The 15,310-nt window shown below is 71.5% G+C and carries 13 protein-coding genes; 4 read left to right on the forward strand and 9 right to left on the reverse strand.

Annotated features, from left to right (window positions below; translation table 11 throughout):
* The first annotated feature begins 43 nt into the window (after nucleotides 1–43).
* Nucleotides 44–949, forward strand: a complete 906-nt coding sequence (locus tag GPA02_RS09705; protein WP_156199726.1) for a LysR family transcriptional regulator — start codon at nucleotides 44–46, stop codon at nucleotides 947–949.
* A gap of 15 nt (nucleotides 950–964) precedes the next feature.
* Here GPA02_RS09705 and GPA02_RS09710 read toward each other — a convergent pair whose 3' ends face one another.
* The 8 genes from GPA02_RS09710 to GPA02_RS09745 form a co-directional block, all read right to left on the reverse strand.
* Entirely contained in the window at nucleotides 965–2,005 is a 1,041-nt protein-coding gene (locus GPA02_RS09710) for a COG1470 family protein (protein WP_156199727.1), read from the reverse strand.
* 89 nt (nucleotides 2,006–2,094) lie between these two features.
* The gene (locus tag GPA02_RS09715; RefSeq protein WP_204986562.1) at nucleotides 2,095–4,680 is read right to left on the reverse strand and encodes an alpha/beta hydrolase; all 2,586 of its coding nucleotides are present in this window, start codon (nucleotides 4,678–4,680) and stop codon (nucleotides 2,095–2,097) included.
* 401 nt (nucleotides 4,681–5,081) lie between these two features.
* Entirely contained in the window at nucleotides 5,082–5,849 is a 768-nt protein-coding gene (locus GPA02_RS09720) for an SDR family NAD(P)-dependent oxidoreductase (protein ID WP_156199728.1), read from the reverse strand.
* 26 nt (nucleotides 5,850–5,875) lie between these two features.
* Nucleotides 5,876–7,327 carry an ABC transporter substrate-binding protein gene (locus GPA02_RS09725; protein ID WP_156199729.1) on the reverse strand — a complete coding sequence of 484 codons (1,452 nt, stop codon included), beginning with the start codon at nucleotides 7,325–7,327 and terminating at the stop codon, nucleotides 5,876–5,878.
* A gap of 42 nt (nucleotides 7,328–7,369) precedes the next feature.
* Complete coding sequence (locus GPA02_RS09730; protein ID WP_240133975.1) at nucleotides 7,370–8,260, reverse strand: carbohydrate ABC transporter permease; 891 nt, start codon at nucleotides 8,258–8,260, stop codon at nucleotides 7,370–7,372.
* On the reverse strand, nucleotides 8,257–9,252 hold the full coding sequence (locus GPA02_RS09735) for a carbohydrate ABC transporter permease (RefSeq protein WP_156199730.1): 996 nt from the start codon (nucleotides 9,250–9,252) through the stop codon (nucleotides 8,257–8,259). The genes GPA02_RS09730 and GPA02_RS09735 overlap by 4 nt, the downstream gene beginning before the upstream one ends.
* Nucleotides 9,253–9,266: 14 nt before the next feature.
* The gene (locus GPA02_RS09740) at nucleotides 9,267–10,118 is read right to left on the reverse strand and encodes an aldo/keto reductase (protein WP_156199731.1); all 852 of its coding nucleotides are present in this window, start codon (nucleotides 10,116–10,118) and stop codon (nucleotides 9,267–9,269) included.
* Nucleotides 10,118–11,848, reverse strand: a complete 1,731-nt coding sequence (locus tag GPA02_RS09745; RefSeq protein WP_240133976.1) for a GH39 family glycosyl hydrolase — start codon at nucleotides 11,846–11,848, stop codon at nucleotides 10,118–10,120. Before GPA02_RS09745 ends, GPA02_RS09740 begins: the two co-directional genes overlap by 1 nt.
* Nucleotides 11,849–12,043: 195 nt before the next feature.
* Between GPA02_RS09745 and GPA02_RS09750 the strand changes: the two genes are divergently transcribed.
* The 3 genes from GPA02_RS09750 (at nucleotide 12,044) to GPA02_RS09760 (ending at nucleotide 14,005) form a co-directional block, all read left to right on the forward strand.
* Entirely contained in the window at nucleotides 12,044–12,724 is a 681-nt protein-coding gene (locus GPA02_RS09750) for a GntR family transcriptional regulator (RefSeq protein WP_156199733.1), read from the forward strand.
* 161 nt (nucleotides 12,725–12,885) lie between these two features.
* The gene (locus tag GPA02_RS09755) at nucleotides 12,886–13,395 is read left to right on the forward strand and encodes a MarR family winged helix-turn-helix transcriptional regulator (RefSeq protein WP_162457741.1); all 510 of its coding nucleotides are present in this window, start codon (nucleotides 12,886–12,888) and stop codon (nucleotides 13,393–13,395) included.
* 52 nt (nucleotides 13,396–13,447) lie between these two features.
* On the forward strand, nucleotides 13,448–14,005 hold the full coding sequence (locus GPA02_RS09760) for a GNAT family N-acetyltransferase (protein ID WP_162457742.1): 558 nt from the start codon (nucleotides 13,448–13,450) through the stop codon (nucleotides 14,003–14,005).
* A gap of 4 nt (nucleotides 14,006–14,009) precedes the next feature.
* Here GPA02_RS09760 and manD read toward each other — a convergent pair whose 3' ends face one another.
* Nucleotides 14,010–15,245 carry a D-mannonate dehydratase ManD gene (manD, locus tag GPA02_RS09765; RefSeq protein WP_156199736.1) on the reverse strand — a complete coding sequence of 412 codons (1,236 nt, stop codon included), beginning with the start codon at nucleotides 15,243–15,245 and terminating at the stop codon, nucleotides 14,010–14,012.
* Nucleotides 15,246–15,310 lie beyond the last annotated feature (65 nt).

Raw genomic sequence — 15,310 nt, forward strand, 5'->3', positions numbered from 1 at the left:
AAGGACAAGCGAAATGTTCTGAACGACTGTGTAGGTTGCCTTCATGGACGTGCGGCACCTGGAGCTGCTGCGCGCACTGGCCGACCACGGGAGCGTGACGGCCGTCGCGCGCGCGACGCACCGCACGCCGTCGGCGGTCTCCCAGCAGCTGCAGTCGGCGCAGCGCGAGCTGGGGGTGCGCCTCGTCGAGCGCGACGGCCGCGGGCTGCGGCTCACGGAGGCGGGCCGGGTGCTCGCCGACCAGGCGCTCGTCGTCTCGACGGCGCTCGCCGAGGTGCAGGCGGCGTGGGACGACTACCGCGGCGGCCCCGCGGGCGAGGTGTCGGTGCTCGCGCTGCCGAGCACGGCCGAGTACCTGCTGCCACCGGTGGTCGCGCGGTTCGCCGACAGCCCGATCCGGCTGCTGCTGAGCGACGAGGACCTCGCCGAGGAGGAGTGGCCGCGGCTGACGCGCGACCACGACATCGCCGTCGGGCACTCGCTGAGCGACCGACCGCGCGGCGGCGACGCCGTCGAGACGGTCCGACTCGCCCGCGAGCCGCTCGACATCGCGCTGCCCGCCCGCCACCCGCTCGCTCGACGCCCGCAGCTCGACCCGGGCGACCTGGTCGACGAGCCCTGGATCGGCGTGCCGACCGGGTACCCGTTCGACTCCGTCCGGCTGGCGGTCGAGGAGGCCACCGGGCGCCGGGTCGACGTCGTGCAGCGGCTGCGCGACAACCGGCTGGTCGAGGCGTTGGTGGCGCAGGGCATCGGGCTGGCGGTGCTGCCGCGCTTCACGACCCGGCCGCGCGAGGACGTCGTGCTGCGACCCCTCGCAGGCATCGACACCGCGCGGCACGTGTTCGCGTTCCTGCGACCCGACCGTGCGCGCCGGCTCGCCGTGCGGACGGTGCTCGACGCGATCCGGGAGTCGGCAGCGGAGGTGGCGAACCGGCTCGCGCCCTGACCCGCCGCGCGGTGGTCAGTCCGCCTGCTGCGCGGCCGCCGCCGTGGCCGCGGCGACGGCGGCGTCGACCCGGGCCTGGATGCGCGCCTCGGCGGAGCGGCGCCGGCGGCGCCACGCCACGAGGCCCAGCACCAGCAGCACGACGAGCGCCAGCTGCGACCACGGGATCGTCACGACGCTGACCGCGGTGCGGCCGGGCGCGGCCTCGGGCAGGGTCTCGTCCTCCCCCACCGCGACGGGCGTCGCGACGACCTCGCCGCTCGTCAGGACCAGGCCCCAGAGCGGCATCTCGACCTGCGCGGTGACCTGCTGGCCCGGCAGCACCTCCCGGTGCGCGAGCGTCTCACCCGCGGCGGCGAGGCCGAACGGCCCCGACACCGCGACGTCGGTGTCGGCACCGACCCGGACGTTGCCGGCGTTCTCGATCGCGAGGTCCAGCCGCAGCGTGCCCGGCTGGAAGGGGTTCCACGACGGCTGCCACGACGTCCCGAGGACGTGCGCCACGACGGCAGGCTCCACCTCGCCGGTGACCCGCAGGTGCACCCGCACCCCCACCCGGGTCGTCAGCAGCGCGTCGCTGTCCGTGACCAGCTCGGCGACGACGCCCGCCGGGTGGTCGCCCGGCGTCGCGTCCTCCGGCACCGCGATCCGGATCGGCAGGATCTGGCTCTCCTCGGCGGCGAGCGTCAGCTCGACCTCCTCGGCGCCGTCCGGGCCGATCGCGATCCAGCTGCCGCCGTCGACCGGCGGCTCCCCGGTCGGGAGCAGGTCGAACGAGCCGTCGCCACCGACGACGCCGTCTCCGGCGTAGACGCGGAAGGTCGCCTCGCCCGGCCCGAAGTTCGTGACCACGACGTGGTCGGAGACGGTCTCGCCGGGGTCGACGGCGTGCCGCAGCGAGATGCGCGAGTCGCCCGCCTCGGCGCCGGACGGCTCGATCGTCCACGTGACGGGCTCGTCCTGGGTGTCGGCGACGGCGGGCGGGACGGCCAGCCCACCGAGCAGCACGGCGGCCAGCGGCACGAGCAGGGACCGCAGCGAGGGTCGGATCGTCACTGATGCTCCACTTCGTTCGAGGACGTGCCCGTGGTGCGGCCGGACGCGCCGGCCGCACCACGGGCTGCGGTGCCTCGCACCGCGTCCGGTCAGTCGACCGGGAACAGCGAGACCGTCACGGCCCCGGTGTAGGTGCCCGGCGCGGTGTCGACCGGCGCCTCGAGCCGCAGCGCGGCGGAGGCGGTCGTCGAGCCGAACCTACCTTCGGAGTCGGCCTCGACGAGCCGCTGCGGCGCGGCCAGCCCGGCGCCGCCGCTGAGCACCGTGCTCACGGGGTCGCCGGCCCACACGCCCGGCCGCTCCTCGAGGAGCTCGGGCGTCCAGCCGAGGTAACCGGCGTTGAGCCGGCTCGGCCCGGTGAGCTCCGTCGCCTGGCCGGAGACGGCCCAGCCGCTGTCGCCCGCCTGCTGCTCGTTGCGGGAGTCCGTCACCGTGATCTCCGGCAGCGCACCCCCGAGGACCAGCCGGTCGCCGGCGTTGCGGGCGTCGTCGAGGACGACGCCGTCGCCGACGTCGGCCACCGTCAGCACCAGGAAGCCGTCGGCGGCCTCCGGCACCGTCGCCTCCACCGGGATGCCCTCGGAGTCGTCGGCGGTGCTGTCACGGAACAGCCGCGGTGCGAAGTCGGTGAGCGCGTGCACCCAGCTGTCCCAGCCGTGCGGGCCCTCGTACCAGCCGTCGAACTCGTACTCGATGCCGAGACGGTCGAAGTTGGCGAGCATCTGCACGACACCGCTGTAGGTGAAGTCGCTGATGTTGCCGTGGTACACCCGCATCAGCCGCGTGCCGGCGTTGAGTGCCTCGACGTCGAGGTCGGTCCCGGTGTAGCCGGCCGAGAACACCCCGATGTAGCCGAACGCACCCGGGTTGGTGCGCCAGACCGTCAGCGTGTGGCCGCCGCCCATCGACAGCCCAGCGAGCGCCCGGTCCTGCGGATCGCTGGAGATGTTGTAGGTGGCCTCCGCCGTCGGGACGATGTTCTCGAACAGCTCGGTGGTGAAGTTCGGCACGTTGCCGTTGGCCATCACCACCACCATCGGCTCGAGGTTCCCGTCGCGGTAGTGGTTGTCGAGGATCTCGGGGGCGTGCCCCATCTCGACCCAGTCGGTGTAGGACTGGCCACCGCCGTGCTGCAGGAAGAACACCGGGTACGGCTCCTCCCTGTCGGGGTCGTAGTCCGACGGCGTCCACACGAGCGCCGTGCGGTCCTCGCCGGTGATGCTCGGGTACGTCATCTCGGTGACGGCGCCGCGCTCGGCCTCGGGGACCGGCGTGACGACCCGCGCGTCCGGGCCGGGCACCAGGAACTGGCTCCAGCTCGGCTCGGAGGTCACCGACGTGGGGTTGCCGGTGTCCTTGCGGGACTCCATGTCGACGATGAACCGGTAGTGGTACCACCCGGCGGGCAGCGGTCCGACGGTGCCGCGCCAGCGGTCGCCCACCTTCGACAGCTCGACCCGCAGCCACAGGTGGCTCGGGCCCCAGTTCGCCCACACCGTCACGTGCTCGGCGTCGGCGAAGTCCGTCGGCGTCTCGAACGTGACGAACCCGTCCTCGCTCACCCACGGGGTCGGGGTGGTGCCCGACGGCGGCGTCGTGAACGGCTCGTCGATCGCCGAGTGCCCGGGGCTCATGCCGAGGAACGGCGGGTCCTGGAAGAGCCGCTGCAGGAAGTCGGTGAGGTCCTCCTGCCAGGCGTCCCAGTTGTGGCCGCGGTCGGGCTTGGCGCCGTCGAACTGGTAGCGCACACCCGCCTCGTCGAGCACCGGCAGGGCAGCCGCGACATCGTTGTACGCGACGTCGGTCGGGTTGCCCACGTAGATCCGCAGCAGCTCGGTGCCCGCGTTGATCTCCTCGACGGGGAGGTCGTCGAGCGGGAACCGGCCGGCGCCGAAGGTCCCGAGGTAGGCGAACTCGCCCGGGTCGGAGACCAGCACCTCGAACGTCTGCCCACCACCCATCGACAGGCCGGCCAGCGCGCGCTGGCTCGGGTCGCTGGAGATGTTGTACTCGCGCTCGGCGGCGCGGGTGATGTTGCGGAGCAGCTCGTCGGCGAAGCTGGACACGTTGCCGTTGCCCATCACGACGACCATCTCCTGGATGCGGCCCTGCGCGAGCAGGTTGTCCAGGATCTGCGCGGCGCGGCCGACCTCGACCCAGTCGCGGTAGGACTGGCCGCCACCGTGCTGCAGGTACAGCACCGGGTAGGGCTCGTCGCGGTCGGCGTCGTAGCCCGGCGGGGTCCACACGAGCGCGGTGCGGTCCTCGCCGGCGACCGAGCTGCGGTAGGTGAGCTCGGAGACCTCGCCCCGGTGCTCCTCCGGCGCGTCGGCCATGTGCTCCGCGCCCTCGCCGTCGATGAAGAAGGTGCTCCACTCCGGCTCGGACGCGACCGACGTCGGGTTGGTCGGGTCCTTGACGGTCAGGTGGTCGTCGGCGGTCACCTGGTAGTAGTAGTGACCCGGGCTGAGCGGGCCGAGGATGCCGGTGGCCAGGTCACCCTGGATCGACAGCCCGAACTCCGCCCAGTTGGCCGAGGGGCCGAAGTTGCCCTCCGCCACGATCTGCGAGACGTCCTGGCCGACGGCGGCCTCCACCTCGCTGACCGGGATGCGGAAGTGCGCGAAGTTGTTCTCGTCGATCACCAGCCACGGCGTGTCCGCGTGCGCGGGCAACGCTGTGAGACCGGCGACCGCGAGGCTCGCGCCCAGCGCCGCGGCACCGAGGCGTCTGCCCCAGCGCCGAGGACGGCGTATGGCGATTGCTCCCACTTCTGGTCCTCTCCTTCGAGACTCACCACCCGTGAGGAGACACCCAACGACGGGCGGTCTGGCTGGACCTACGACGTTGTAAACCGTCTGCCTGGTGTTTTACATCGTCGTAAACCCAGCAGCCATAGTGGCGAGGCAAGGTTGACGTGTCAAGGGTTTCTCCGCCGACCGGACACGACGACGCCCCCGCCGCCGCGGTCGGTCGTCGTGACCGGTGGCGGCAGCGGGGGCGTCGGGCGTCGCCGAGGCGTCGCCCCGACGGGCTCGTGCGTGTGGAAGGCGTCCCGTCGGTGCAGGTGCGGCGATCAGTGCATGTACATCCCGCCGTCGACGTTGAGGGTGTGGCCGGTGATGTAACCGGACTCCTCGTCGACGAGGAAGCTGATCGCCGCCGCGATGTCCTCGACCGTGCCCACGCGCCCGACGAGCAGGTCGGCCACCATCGCGGCCTTGCGCTCCTCGGTCAGGGTCCCGCCCATGATGTCGGTGTCGATCGGCCCGGGAGCGATCGCGTTGACGGTGACGCCGTGCGGCCCGAGCTCGCGCGCGAGCGAACGGGTCAGCCCGATGACACCGGCCTTCGCGACCGAGTACGGGGTCTTGGAGTACGTCCCGCCGCCGCGCTGGGCGGACACCGACGAGATCGAGACGATCCGACCGATGCCGTGGCGCACCATCGACTCCGCGACCCGCCTCGTCACGTGGTGGACACCGTCCAGGTTGATCCTCAGCACGCGCTCCCACTCGTCGTCGGGCAGCTCGAGGTACGGCACCGGCGAGCTGACGCCGGCGACGTTCGCCAGCGCGACGATCGGCGGCAGCTGTCGCTCGAGCTCGTCGATCGCCGCACGGACGGCGACCCGGTCGACGACGTCGACGCCGACGCCGACCGCCCGCACGCCGTGCTCGGCGCCGAGGTTGGCGGCCAGGTCGGCGACCGCACCGCCGTCGATGTCGAGCAGACCGAGCGACCAGCCCTCGCGCGCCAGTCGTACCGCCGCCGCTCGCCCGATGCCTCGCTGCGAGCCGGCGCCGCTCACGACCGCCGTGCGCTCACTGGGAAAGGTGTCCATCCGATGTCCTTCGCCTCTCGTCTCCGTCAGTACGTGTAGTCGGTGCCGCGCTGCCAGTCGGGGAACTCCCAGTCCGACCGGCTCACGTCGGCGCCCTCGGCGACCGCGGCCTCGATGGCCTCGTCCAGCGCCTTCGAGTGCGCGTCGCTGAGCTTGACGAGCTCGGCGCGGAGGTCGCTGATCTCGCCGCCCACGTAGCCCTGGATGACGTTGCCGAGCTCGGGCGAGACCGGGGTCTGCTTGGCCTGCACCTTGGCGACCTCGACGTTGCGCACGAGCGCCTGCGGCGCACGGAACACCCGCTTGTCGAACTCCTCGACGAGCCACGCGTAGGGCTCGATGACATCGGCGTCGGCCACGACGTCGGTGCGGATCGGAGGCTGGTCCATGCCCGCCGCGAGCGCGCGCTGGTAGTCCTCCTGCAGGAACGTCTCGAGCAGCTGGCTCGCCTGCTCGGCGAGCTCGGAGGTGCCACCGAGCACCCAGTCCGCGTAGCGCGCGCCACGCGTGGCCACGACCTCCTCGCCGTTGGGGGTCATCATCCCCGCGACCGCCATGTCGGGCAGCATGTCGGGGTTGAGGGCTCGCACCGCGCCCGGCGAGTACGGGCCGTCCATGTGGAAGGCGATCTCCCCGGCCGCCCAGCGGCCGCGCGCGTCGGGGATCTGGAACCCGTTGGTGCCCGGGAGCAGGTACCCGCGGTCGGCGATCTCCTTGTAGAGCTCGATCGCCGCCAGGTAGCCGTCGTGGTGGTACTCGTACTCGCCGGTGTCGTACCGCAGGCCCTGGTAGCCGGGGAAGCCGGCCGCCTGCGCCATGTCGTCGATCTGCTCCCGCATGCGGCCGACGGCGCCCAGCGCCATCGTCATCGGGGCGTACGTGCCGTCGTCGGCGACCGCCTTGAGCGCGGCGAGCAGGTCGTCGTAGCTCTTCGGCGGCTCGAAGCCGACCTGCTCGGCGATGCGCGCGTTGTACCAGACGAGGCCGACGTACTGCTTGCTGCTGAAGGTCGGGAGGCCGTAGACCTTGCCGTCGAGCATCGTCAGACCCTCGACGAACGAGCCCTCGGGCAGCCGCGACATCGCCTCCTGGGACAGCGTGATCTCGTGGATCCAGCCGGCCTCGACGAGCGCGGGCAGCGGCAGCCCGATCAGCGGGGTGTAGATGTCGGGCAGCTGGTTGCTCTGGTTCGCCAGCTGCAGCGCCTCGATCGCCTTGCTCGGCTCGTTGTACGTGATCTCGATGTCGACGCCGAGCTCGGGACCGTACGTGGCGGCCCACTCCTCGTGCAGGTCCTGCAGACCGCCGAAGTGGTGCCACCAGCGGAGCGTGCCGCCGGAGCCGCCGGTGGCGCCGCCGTCGACGGCCGCTCCGCCACCGGTGCTGGGCGGTGCGCTCTCGCCGCAGGCGGCGAGCACGCCGGCGAGCCCGGCCAGTCCGACACCGCCCATGAAGGCGCGGCGGTTGATGCGGGTCATGGTGTTCTCCTCGTTGAGTGACGGGACAGGGTCGTGTCGTGATCAGGACTTGACGGCGCCGGCGATGCCTTCGACGAAGTACCGCTGCATGAAGGCGTACAGCGCGACGATCGGCACCATGGAGATGACGCCGGCGGCGGCCATCCCAGGCCAGTCGGTGGAGTTCTCGCCCACGAAGGCCTGCATGCCGACGCTGACGGTGCGCAGCGCCGGGTTGCTGAACGAGAACACCAGCGGCAGGAAGAACGCGTTCCAGGTGAACAGGAACGTGAGGATGGCGACGGTGGCGGTGACCGGCATCGACAGCGGGAGCATGATCCGGGCGAAGGTGCGGACGAAGCCCGCGCCGTCGACGATCGCGGCCTCCTCGAGCTCGTTCGGCAGACCGCGGAAGTACCCCGCGTAGATGAGGATCGACGCCACGTTGGCGCCGCCCGCGAGCGCGAGGATCATGCCGCCGTGCTTGTCGAGCAGCCCGAGCTCGAGCGACAGCTTGACGATCGGGATGATCGTGTAGCCCGTCGGCACGAACAGGGTCGCCACCAGGATGCCGATGACGAGGCGGGAGCCGGGGAACCGGTACCGGCCGAGCACGTAGCCGGCGAGCGCGCACCGGACGACGACGATCACGACCGTCGCGACCGTGACGATCACGGTGTTGAGCAGGTAGACCTTGAAGTTCCCGTCGTCCCAGGCGCGGGCGTAGTTCTCCCACTGCAGCACCTCGGGCACCAGGCCGAGGCCGCCGCCGAACACCTCGGCGGACGTCTTCAGCGAGGCCGAGGCCATCCACAGGAACGGGTAGACCCACACGAACGCGACGGCGAGCAGCACGAGGGCGGCGAGCCACCAGCGCAGCCGTCGGCGACGCGCGGAGCCGGTGCCGCGGGTGACGTCGCGGGGGCTCGTGGCCCTGGTCGTGAGCGCGCTCATGCCCGTGCCCGCAGCCGCCGGGAGACCACCGTCGCCCAGACCTGGGCAACCACGAGGACCAGCACGAGCAGCCCGAACAGGACCGCAGCGGCGGAGGCGAACCCGAGCTGGGGGATGGTGGCTGCGAACGCCCACCGGTAGATGTAGATCTCGACGATCTCGGTGCTGAAGAACGGACCGCCCGCAGTCATCGTCTGCATGAGGTCGAACGCGTGGAAGCAGTCCTCGATCGTCAGCACCGAGATGATCAGCAGGAACGGGATCAGCATCGGCAGCGTGATGTGACGGAACAGGCCGAAGCCCCCCGCGCCGTCGATCCGGGCCGCCTCGTAGAGGTCCTGCGGGATCGTCTGCAGCGCCGCGAGCCAGTAGATCAGCGTGATGCCGAAGAACTTCCAGACGTACACGATCCCGGCGGTGACCAGCGCGGTGTCCGTCGATCCGAGCAGGTCCACCGGTCCGCGACCCAGCAGCGAGAGGACGCCGGCCACCGGTCCGCTGGCGGGGTCGAAGATGAATCGCATGACGACGCCGACGATCGCGGTCGTGGTCACGACCGGGATGAAGAACGCCGTGCGGAAGAACCCGGTGAAGGGCAGCCGCGGCGAGTTCAGCAGGATCGCGAGCGCGAACGCACCGAAGACGCGCAGCGGTGCCACCACGAGCATGAAGAGCATCGTGACCTTCACCGACGACCAGAACTGCGGGTCGGCGAGAACCTTCTCGTAGTTCGCCAGCCCGACGAACCGCTGGTCGGCGGTGAAGCCGTTCCACTCCACGAGCGAGTACCAGTAGCTCGCGACCATCGGGTAGAGCGTGTACATGCCGTACAGCACGAAGGTCGGCAGCAGGAACGCGTAGATCCACAGGTTCCTGCGGCGCTCCCGGGCGCGGTGGCCCGGACGGCTGCCGCGCGCGGCGGGGCCGGCCGCACGACGCGCTCGCGTCGTCGGCTCGTCCACCGCGTCGGCGATGAGGGATGCGCTCGCCATCGAGTCCTCCTCCGTCAGCGGATCTGGGACAGCGCGAAGGTGCGTGGGTCGTTGCCGAGGCGACGGCCGCTCTCGAGCGCGTCGACGGCGGCGACCTCCTCGTCGGTCAGGCGCACCTCCGCGATGTCGGCGTTGGCGACCATGCGCTCGCGCGACGTCGTCTTCGGAATGACGACACGGCCCTGCTGCACGTGCCAGGCGAGCACCACCTGAGCCGGCGTGATCCCGTGGCCCTCGGCGATGCCGGTCACCACCGGGTCGTCGAGCGCGGCGCCCTGCCCCAGCGGGGAGTACGCCTCGACGACGACACCGAGCCGTGCGCACTCCGCCGCGACGTCGCGCTGCTGGAACGCCGGGTGCACCTCGATCTGGTTGACCGCCGGCACGTGCGTGGCGAACGACGTCAGCTCCTGCAGGTGCTCGACGCGGAAGTTCGAGACGCCGATCGCGCGGACCCGCCCTTCGTCGAGCAGCCGCTCGAGCGCACGCCAGCTGTCCTGCCACAGCCCTGCGGCCGGGTTCGGCCAGTGGATGAGGTAGAGGTCGAGGGTGTCGAGCCCCATCCGCGCGAGGGTGTCGTCGTAGGCGCGCAGCGCCGCGTCGTACCCCTGGTCGCCGTTGCGCAGCTTGCTGGTGACGAAGACCCGCTCGCGCGGCAGGCCCGACGCACGCAGCGCCGCCCCCACGCCGGACTCGTTGACGTAGGCGGCCGCGGTGTCGACGTGCCGGTAGCCGACCTCGAGCGCGTCCTCGACCACCCGCTGCGCCTCGTCGGGTGGCACCTGGAACACGCCGAGCCCGAGCTGCGGGATCTCGACGCCGCCGCGCAGCGTCACGGTCCGCTCCAGGCTGGTCAGGTGTGCCATCAGGCGCGCTCCAGCGTGAGCAGCGACACCGCCGGCAGCGGGAGCTCGACCGTCAGCTCGAGCGTGCCGCCGCTGACCTGCACGCGGCGCTCGGGCTCGAGCTCCTCGAGGCCCTGACGCGCCTTGATCTGCGCGACCTGCTCCTCGGTGGGCACCTGGGGCGACCCGAGCGAGCGCCACACCGTGTGGGCGTTGCTGTGGTCGGCGTCGATGCGGTGGTGCCGCAGCACGTGCTCGCCGTCGGCCAGCCCGGTGACGGTCACCTGGACCGAGGTGTCGACGTCGTCGGTCTGGTACTGGTCGTCGGTGTGCCGCCAGACGAGGACGGCGACCCGGCCGTCGTCGTCCTTGGCCGCGAGCACGTCGACCTCCTCGGGCATGCTGGCGCCGGTCTCGATCGCCTGGTCGAGCGCGGTCACCGGGTGGGCGGCGTCCGACGTCGCCTCGATGCGGGTGGAGCCGAGCTGCGCGAGCGCACGATAGGCGTTGAGGAGCGGCTTCTCGATGCCGCCCGCGGTGAGGAAGGCGCGCGTGCCCTCGAAGTAGCGCTCGCCCTCGAAGTACCAGCTCCACGACGTCGCCTGCTCGACCTGCACGGTCTGGATCTCGTTGAGGTCGAGCAGCTTCTTCATGAGCTTGACCTGGAACACCGGGTAGTACTCGGTGTTCTGGAACACGAAGTTGGCGTTGTCGTAGAAGGAGTAGTGCGCCGGCACACCGGCGTCGCACTCGTCGACGATCGCGGGCAGGTCGTGGTACGGCTCGAACTCCTCGACGACCCGCAGCAGCCGTCGGATCTCGAACAGCATCTTGTGCGCCGACGGGCTCTGCTTCTCGGGCGCCTCGCCGCCGGTCGGGCCGTAGACGCGCCAGGGCCGGAACGCCGAGCCCTTGGTGTGGAACGACACGAAGTCGATCGGGTCGTCGTGCTCGAGCGTGTGCGCGAGGAACCCACGCATGAACTCGTGGCCGCCGCCGGTGACGGCGGGGCCGCCGACCTTGGCGTCGGGGATCACCGAGCGCACCGCGCGCGCCGTCACCGAGTACAGCTCGAAGAACTGCTCCGGGGTGCCGCGCCAGTAGTAGATGTCCGGCTCGTTCCACAGCTCCCAGAGCCAGGTGCGGACCTCCTCCAGCCCGTAGCGCTCGACGCTGTGCTGGACGAGGGCCGCCACCAGGCCGCCCCACTTGTCGTAGTCCCTGGGCGGGTACGCCCAGGAGCCGTGCTCGTAGGCCGAGTACAGCGTGGGGCTGGCCGGCACCTCGAACTCGGCGGCCTCGTCGGGGAGCAGGTCGCGCGGCGTGAACGCCAGCTCGACCAGCACGTGGTGGCCGGCCTCGACGATCGCGTCGTAGACCTGGTCGACGATCGTGAAGTCGTAGTACGGGTTGCCGTCGGCGTCCTCGTGGTAGACGTTGCCGTTGCCCCAGTGCGGGATGCCGAACCCGTTGCCCGAGCAGAACACGTAGTGCGGCCGGATGTGGAAGCCGGTCTCCGTCATCTCGCCGAAGGTCCGCAGCAGCCCCCGACCGGTGGGCGTGTAGGTCCAGTTGATCTCGTCGAACCCGACGCTCTCCCAGATGCGGGCGAGCGGGCCGCGGTCGCCCGCGGCATCGACCTGCACGCGCGCGGTGCGCACGTGCGGCGCGTCCGGGTCGCTCGGGGCGGCGTGCGGGAAGGGCGCGTTGCGGTCGGTCGAGATGCCGGGGTTCACGGACGTGGAAGCCACGTGGATCCTCTCCTTCGAGGGCGTCGCTGATCGTGCTGGGTGGGTGTGGCCGACAAGGTGGCACAACCATCTGCAAACTGTCAACAGTCTGAAGTCAAATGTCTGCTGTCTGGACATCGATGGCTACACTGAGCGCGACGTCGGGCGGGAGATGCATCTCTGGCTCACCGATCAGGAGACCCGAGGAAGGGCACCATGGACTCCAACGGCACCAGGAACGGCCCGCCGCGCACGTCGCTCGCCGACTACGTGCTCGAGGTGCTGCGCGAGCGCCTCGCCACCGGCGTGCTGCAACCGGGCGACCACCTCGCCGAGCCCGAGCTCGCCGAGGACCTGCAGGTGAGCCGGGGCCCGGTCCGCGAGGCGCTGCTGACCCTGCAGGCCGAGGGCCAGATCGAGATCCGCCGGCACCGCGGCGCGTTCGTCTCCGTGCTGACCTCCGACGACGTCGAGGAGGTCCACACGCTGCGCGAGGCGATCGAGGTGCTGGCCGCCGAGCGGGCCGCCACGCGGCTCACCGCCGAGCACATCGCCCGGTTCGACGACATCCTCGAGGCGATGAAGGTGACCTCCGGCTCCGTCCAGCCGCAGGAGGCGGTGCGGCTCGACCTGTCCTTCCACGACGTCATCTACGAGGCGGCCGACCACCTCCGGCTGGCGCGGGTGTGGCAGTCGATCCGCAGCCAGGTGTCGTTCTTCCTCTACACGCGCAACGTCAACTTCCCCGACTTCCCCACCGTCGGGTTCCCCGAGCACAAGGAGCTGCGCGACGCCCTGTGCAGCGGCGACCCGCTGCGTGCCCGGCAGGCGACGGCCGACCACCTGAGCGGCGCCTACACGCGCCTCAGCCAGCTGGACCTGCCGCCCCGCACCTGACCCGGCCCCGGCGCGCGCTCGCCGCCCGCCCCGCCCCCTCCTCACCCTCCCCGGAGGGGGGCACCACCCACGACCACACGTGGGGAGGACGAGGTCGCGCCCGTCGGCGCTCGTACGCTGACGGCGGCCGAGAGCCACTCGACGACCGCCGAGGAGGGGATGTGGCGGACACCGACACGTTGTTGCCCGAGGAGCAGCACGCCTGGAGCACGATCACCGGGCTGCTGACGACGCTGCCCGCAGTGCTCGACGCCGCGCTGGGGCGCGCGGCGAACCTCACGTACTTCGAGTACACCGCGCTCGCTGCGCTCGCCGCTGCCGAGGGCCGCACGCTCAGCATGAGCACGCTCGCGCACCGCACCCACGGCTCGCTGTCGCGGGTCTCGCACGTGATCCGGCGTCTCGAGGCGCAGGGCCTCGTGCGCCGCGAGACCTCGCTGACCGACCGCCGGGTCACCGAGGCGGTGCTCACCCCGACGGGGCTGGACCGCGTCCGCGTGGCCGCGCCGGTCCACGACCGCCACGTGCGGCAGCTGCTCGAGGGTCTCGACGTCTCCGACCTGACGGTCCTCGACCGGCTGGGTGGGCACGTCCTTCAGCGCCTGGCCCCGGCGCGCCCCGAGGGTCGTGACGCGCGTCGCGCCGAGGAGGCGACCCCGCTCGCCTCCTGACGGCGCCGCGACGCCGCTGGGCAGCCGACCGCCTCGCGTAGCATGCCCGCTCGTGAGGCTGGACGGGGAGCGGGTCACGCTGCGCGACTGGCGCAGCGACGACGCCGGGCGGCTGTCGGAGCTGCTGGTGCCCGAGCGGCCCTGGCACGACACGAACGGTCCCTACTTCGCCCGCCCGACGGCGCAGGACCTCGACGGCATGCGCCGTCGTCTCCTCGATCGCGCTGAGCAGGAGATGCTGCCGGACCCGCGCGACACCCTCGCCGTCGTCCGACGCTCCGACGACCTGCTCGTCGGCATCGTCTCCTGGTACTGGGAGAGCGAGGAGACCGACTGGCGCAGGCTGGAGATCGTGCTGTGGGACGAGACGGTCTGGGGTCAGGGGCTGGGCGGCGAGGCGCTCAGCCTGTGGACCAGCTACCTGTTCGACACGACCGACGCGCTCCGGCTCGACCTCGCGACCTACTCCGGCAACCCCGCGATGATCGCGACCGCGACGCGGGCCGGGTTCGTCGAGGAGGGCCGGATGCGCAAGGCACGCCGGTGGGCCGGCGGCGTGCACGACGCCGTCGTGCTCGGGGTGCTGCGCGAGGAGTGGGCGGGGCGCTGAGCCCTCACCAGTCGTGGATGGTGCCGTCCGCGAGCCGGTTGAACGGCAGGTACGCCTGCTCGTAGGGGTACTTGCCCGCCTCGTCGACGTCGAGCTCGACGCCGAGGCCCGGGTTGTCGCCCGGGTGCAGCATCCCGTTCTCGAACGTCATCGACTGCTTGAACGTGGCGTTGGTGCGGGCGCCGTGCGGCATGTACTCCTGGATGCCGAAGTTGTGGATCGCCAGCCCCACGTGCAGCTGGGCGGCGAAGCCCACCGGCGAGATGTCGGTCGGCCCGTGGCAGCCGGACTTGATCTGGTACTGGGCCGCGAAGTCCATGACCTTCTTGAGCGGCGAGATGCCGCCGAAGTGCGTCGACGCGGCGCGCACGTAGTCGATGAGCTGCTCGGTGATGAGCGTCTGGAAGTCCCAGATCGTGTTGAACACCTCGCCGATCGCGAGCGGGGTGGTCGTGTGCTGGCGCACCAGCCGCAGCGCCTCCTGGTTCTCGGCGGGTGTGCAGTCCTCCAGCCAGAACAGGTCGTAGGGCTCGAGCGCCTTGCCGAGCTTGGCCGCCTGGATCGGCGTCATGCGGTGGTGCCCGTCGTGGAGCAGCGGCATGCTCGGGCCGAACTCGTTGCGGACCGCCTCGAACACGGTGGGCAGGTGGCGCAGGTAGGCGCGGGTGTCCCAGTCCTCCTGGGTCGGGTACGCGCCGCGACGGGCCGGCTCGTGGTCGTAGCGCTCCTCGCCGCCGTCGAGCGCCGACTGGGCGGCGATGCCGTAGATCGCGCGCAGGCCGGGGACGCCGGTCTGCACACGGATCGAGCGGTAGCCCATCTCCTGGTGCTCGCGGATCGAGTCGAACAGCGAGGGCAGGTCCGGACCGGAGGCGTGCCCGTAGGCCATCAGGCCGTCGCGGCTCGCGCCGCCCAGCAGCTGGTAGACCGGCATGTTCGCGGCCTTGCCCTTGATGTCCCACAGGGCCATGTCGACGGCGGCGATCGCCGCCATCGTCACCGGGCCGCGCCGCCAGTACGCACCCCGGTAGAGGAACTGCCAGGTGTCCTCGATGCGGCTCGCGTCCGTCCCGAGCAGCAGCGGGACGACGTGCTCCTTGAGGTAGGCGACCACGGCGAGCTCGCGCCCGTTGAGCGTCGCGTCGCCGAGCCCCACGAGGCCGTCGTCGGTCTGCAGCCGCAGGGTGACGAAGTTCCGGTTCGGGCTGGTGACGATGACCTCGGCACGCTCGATCTTCACGACGCCGTTCCTCCTCGACTCAGGTGCCGCGCCGGTCCCGGCGCGAGGTCAGCGTGCCCGGTGCC

This window comes from Actinotalea caeni, from assembly GCF_009733795.1.
Taxonomy (GTDB): Bacteria; Actinomycetota; Actinomycetes; order Actinomycetales; family Beutenbergiaceae; genus Pseudactinotalea; species Pseudactinotalea caeni.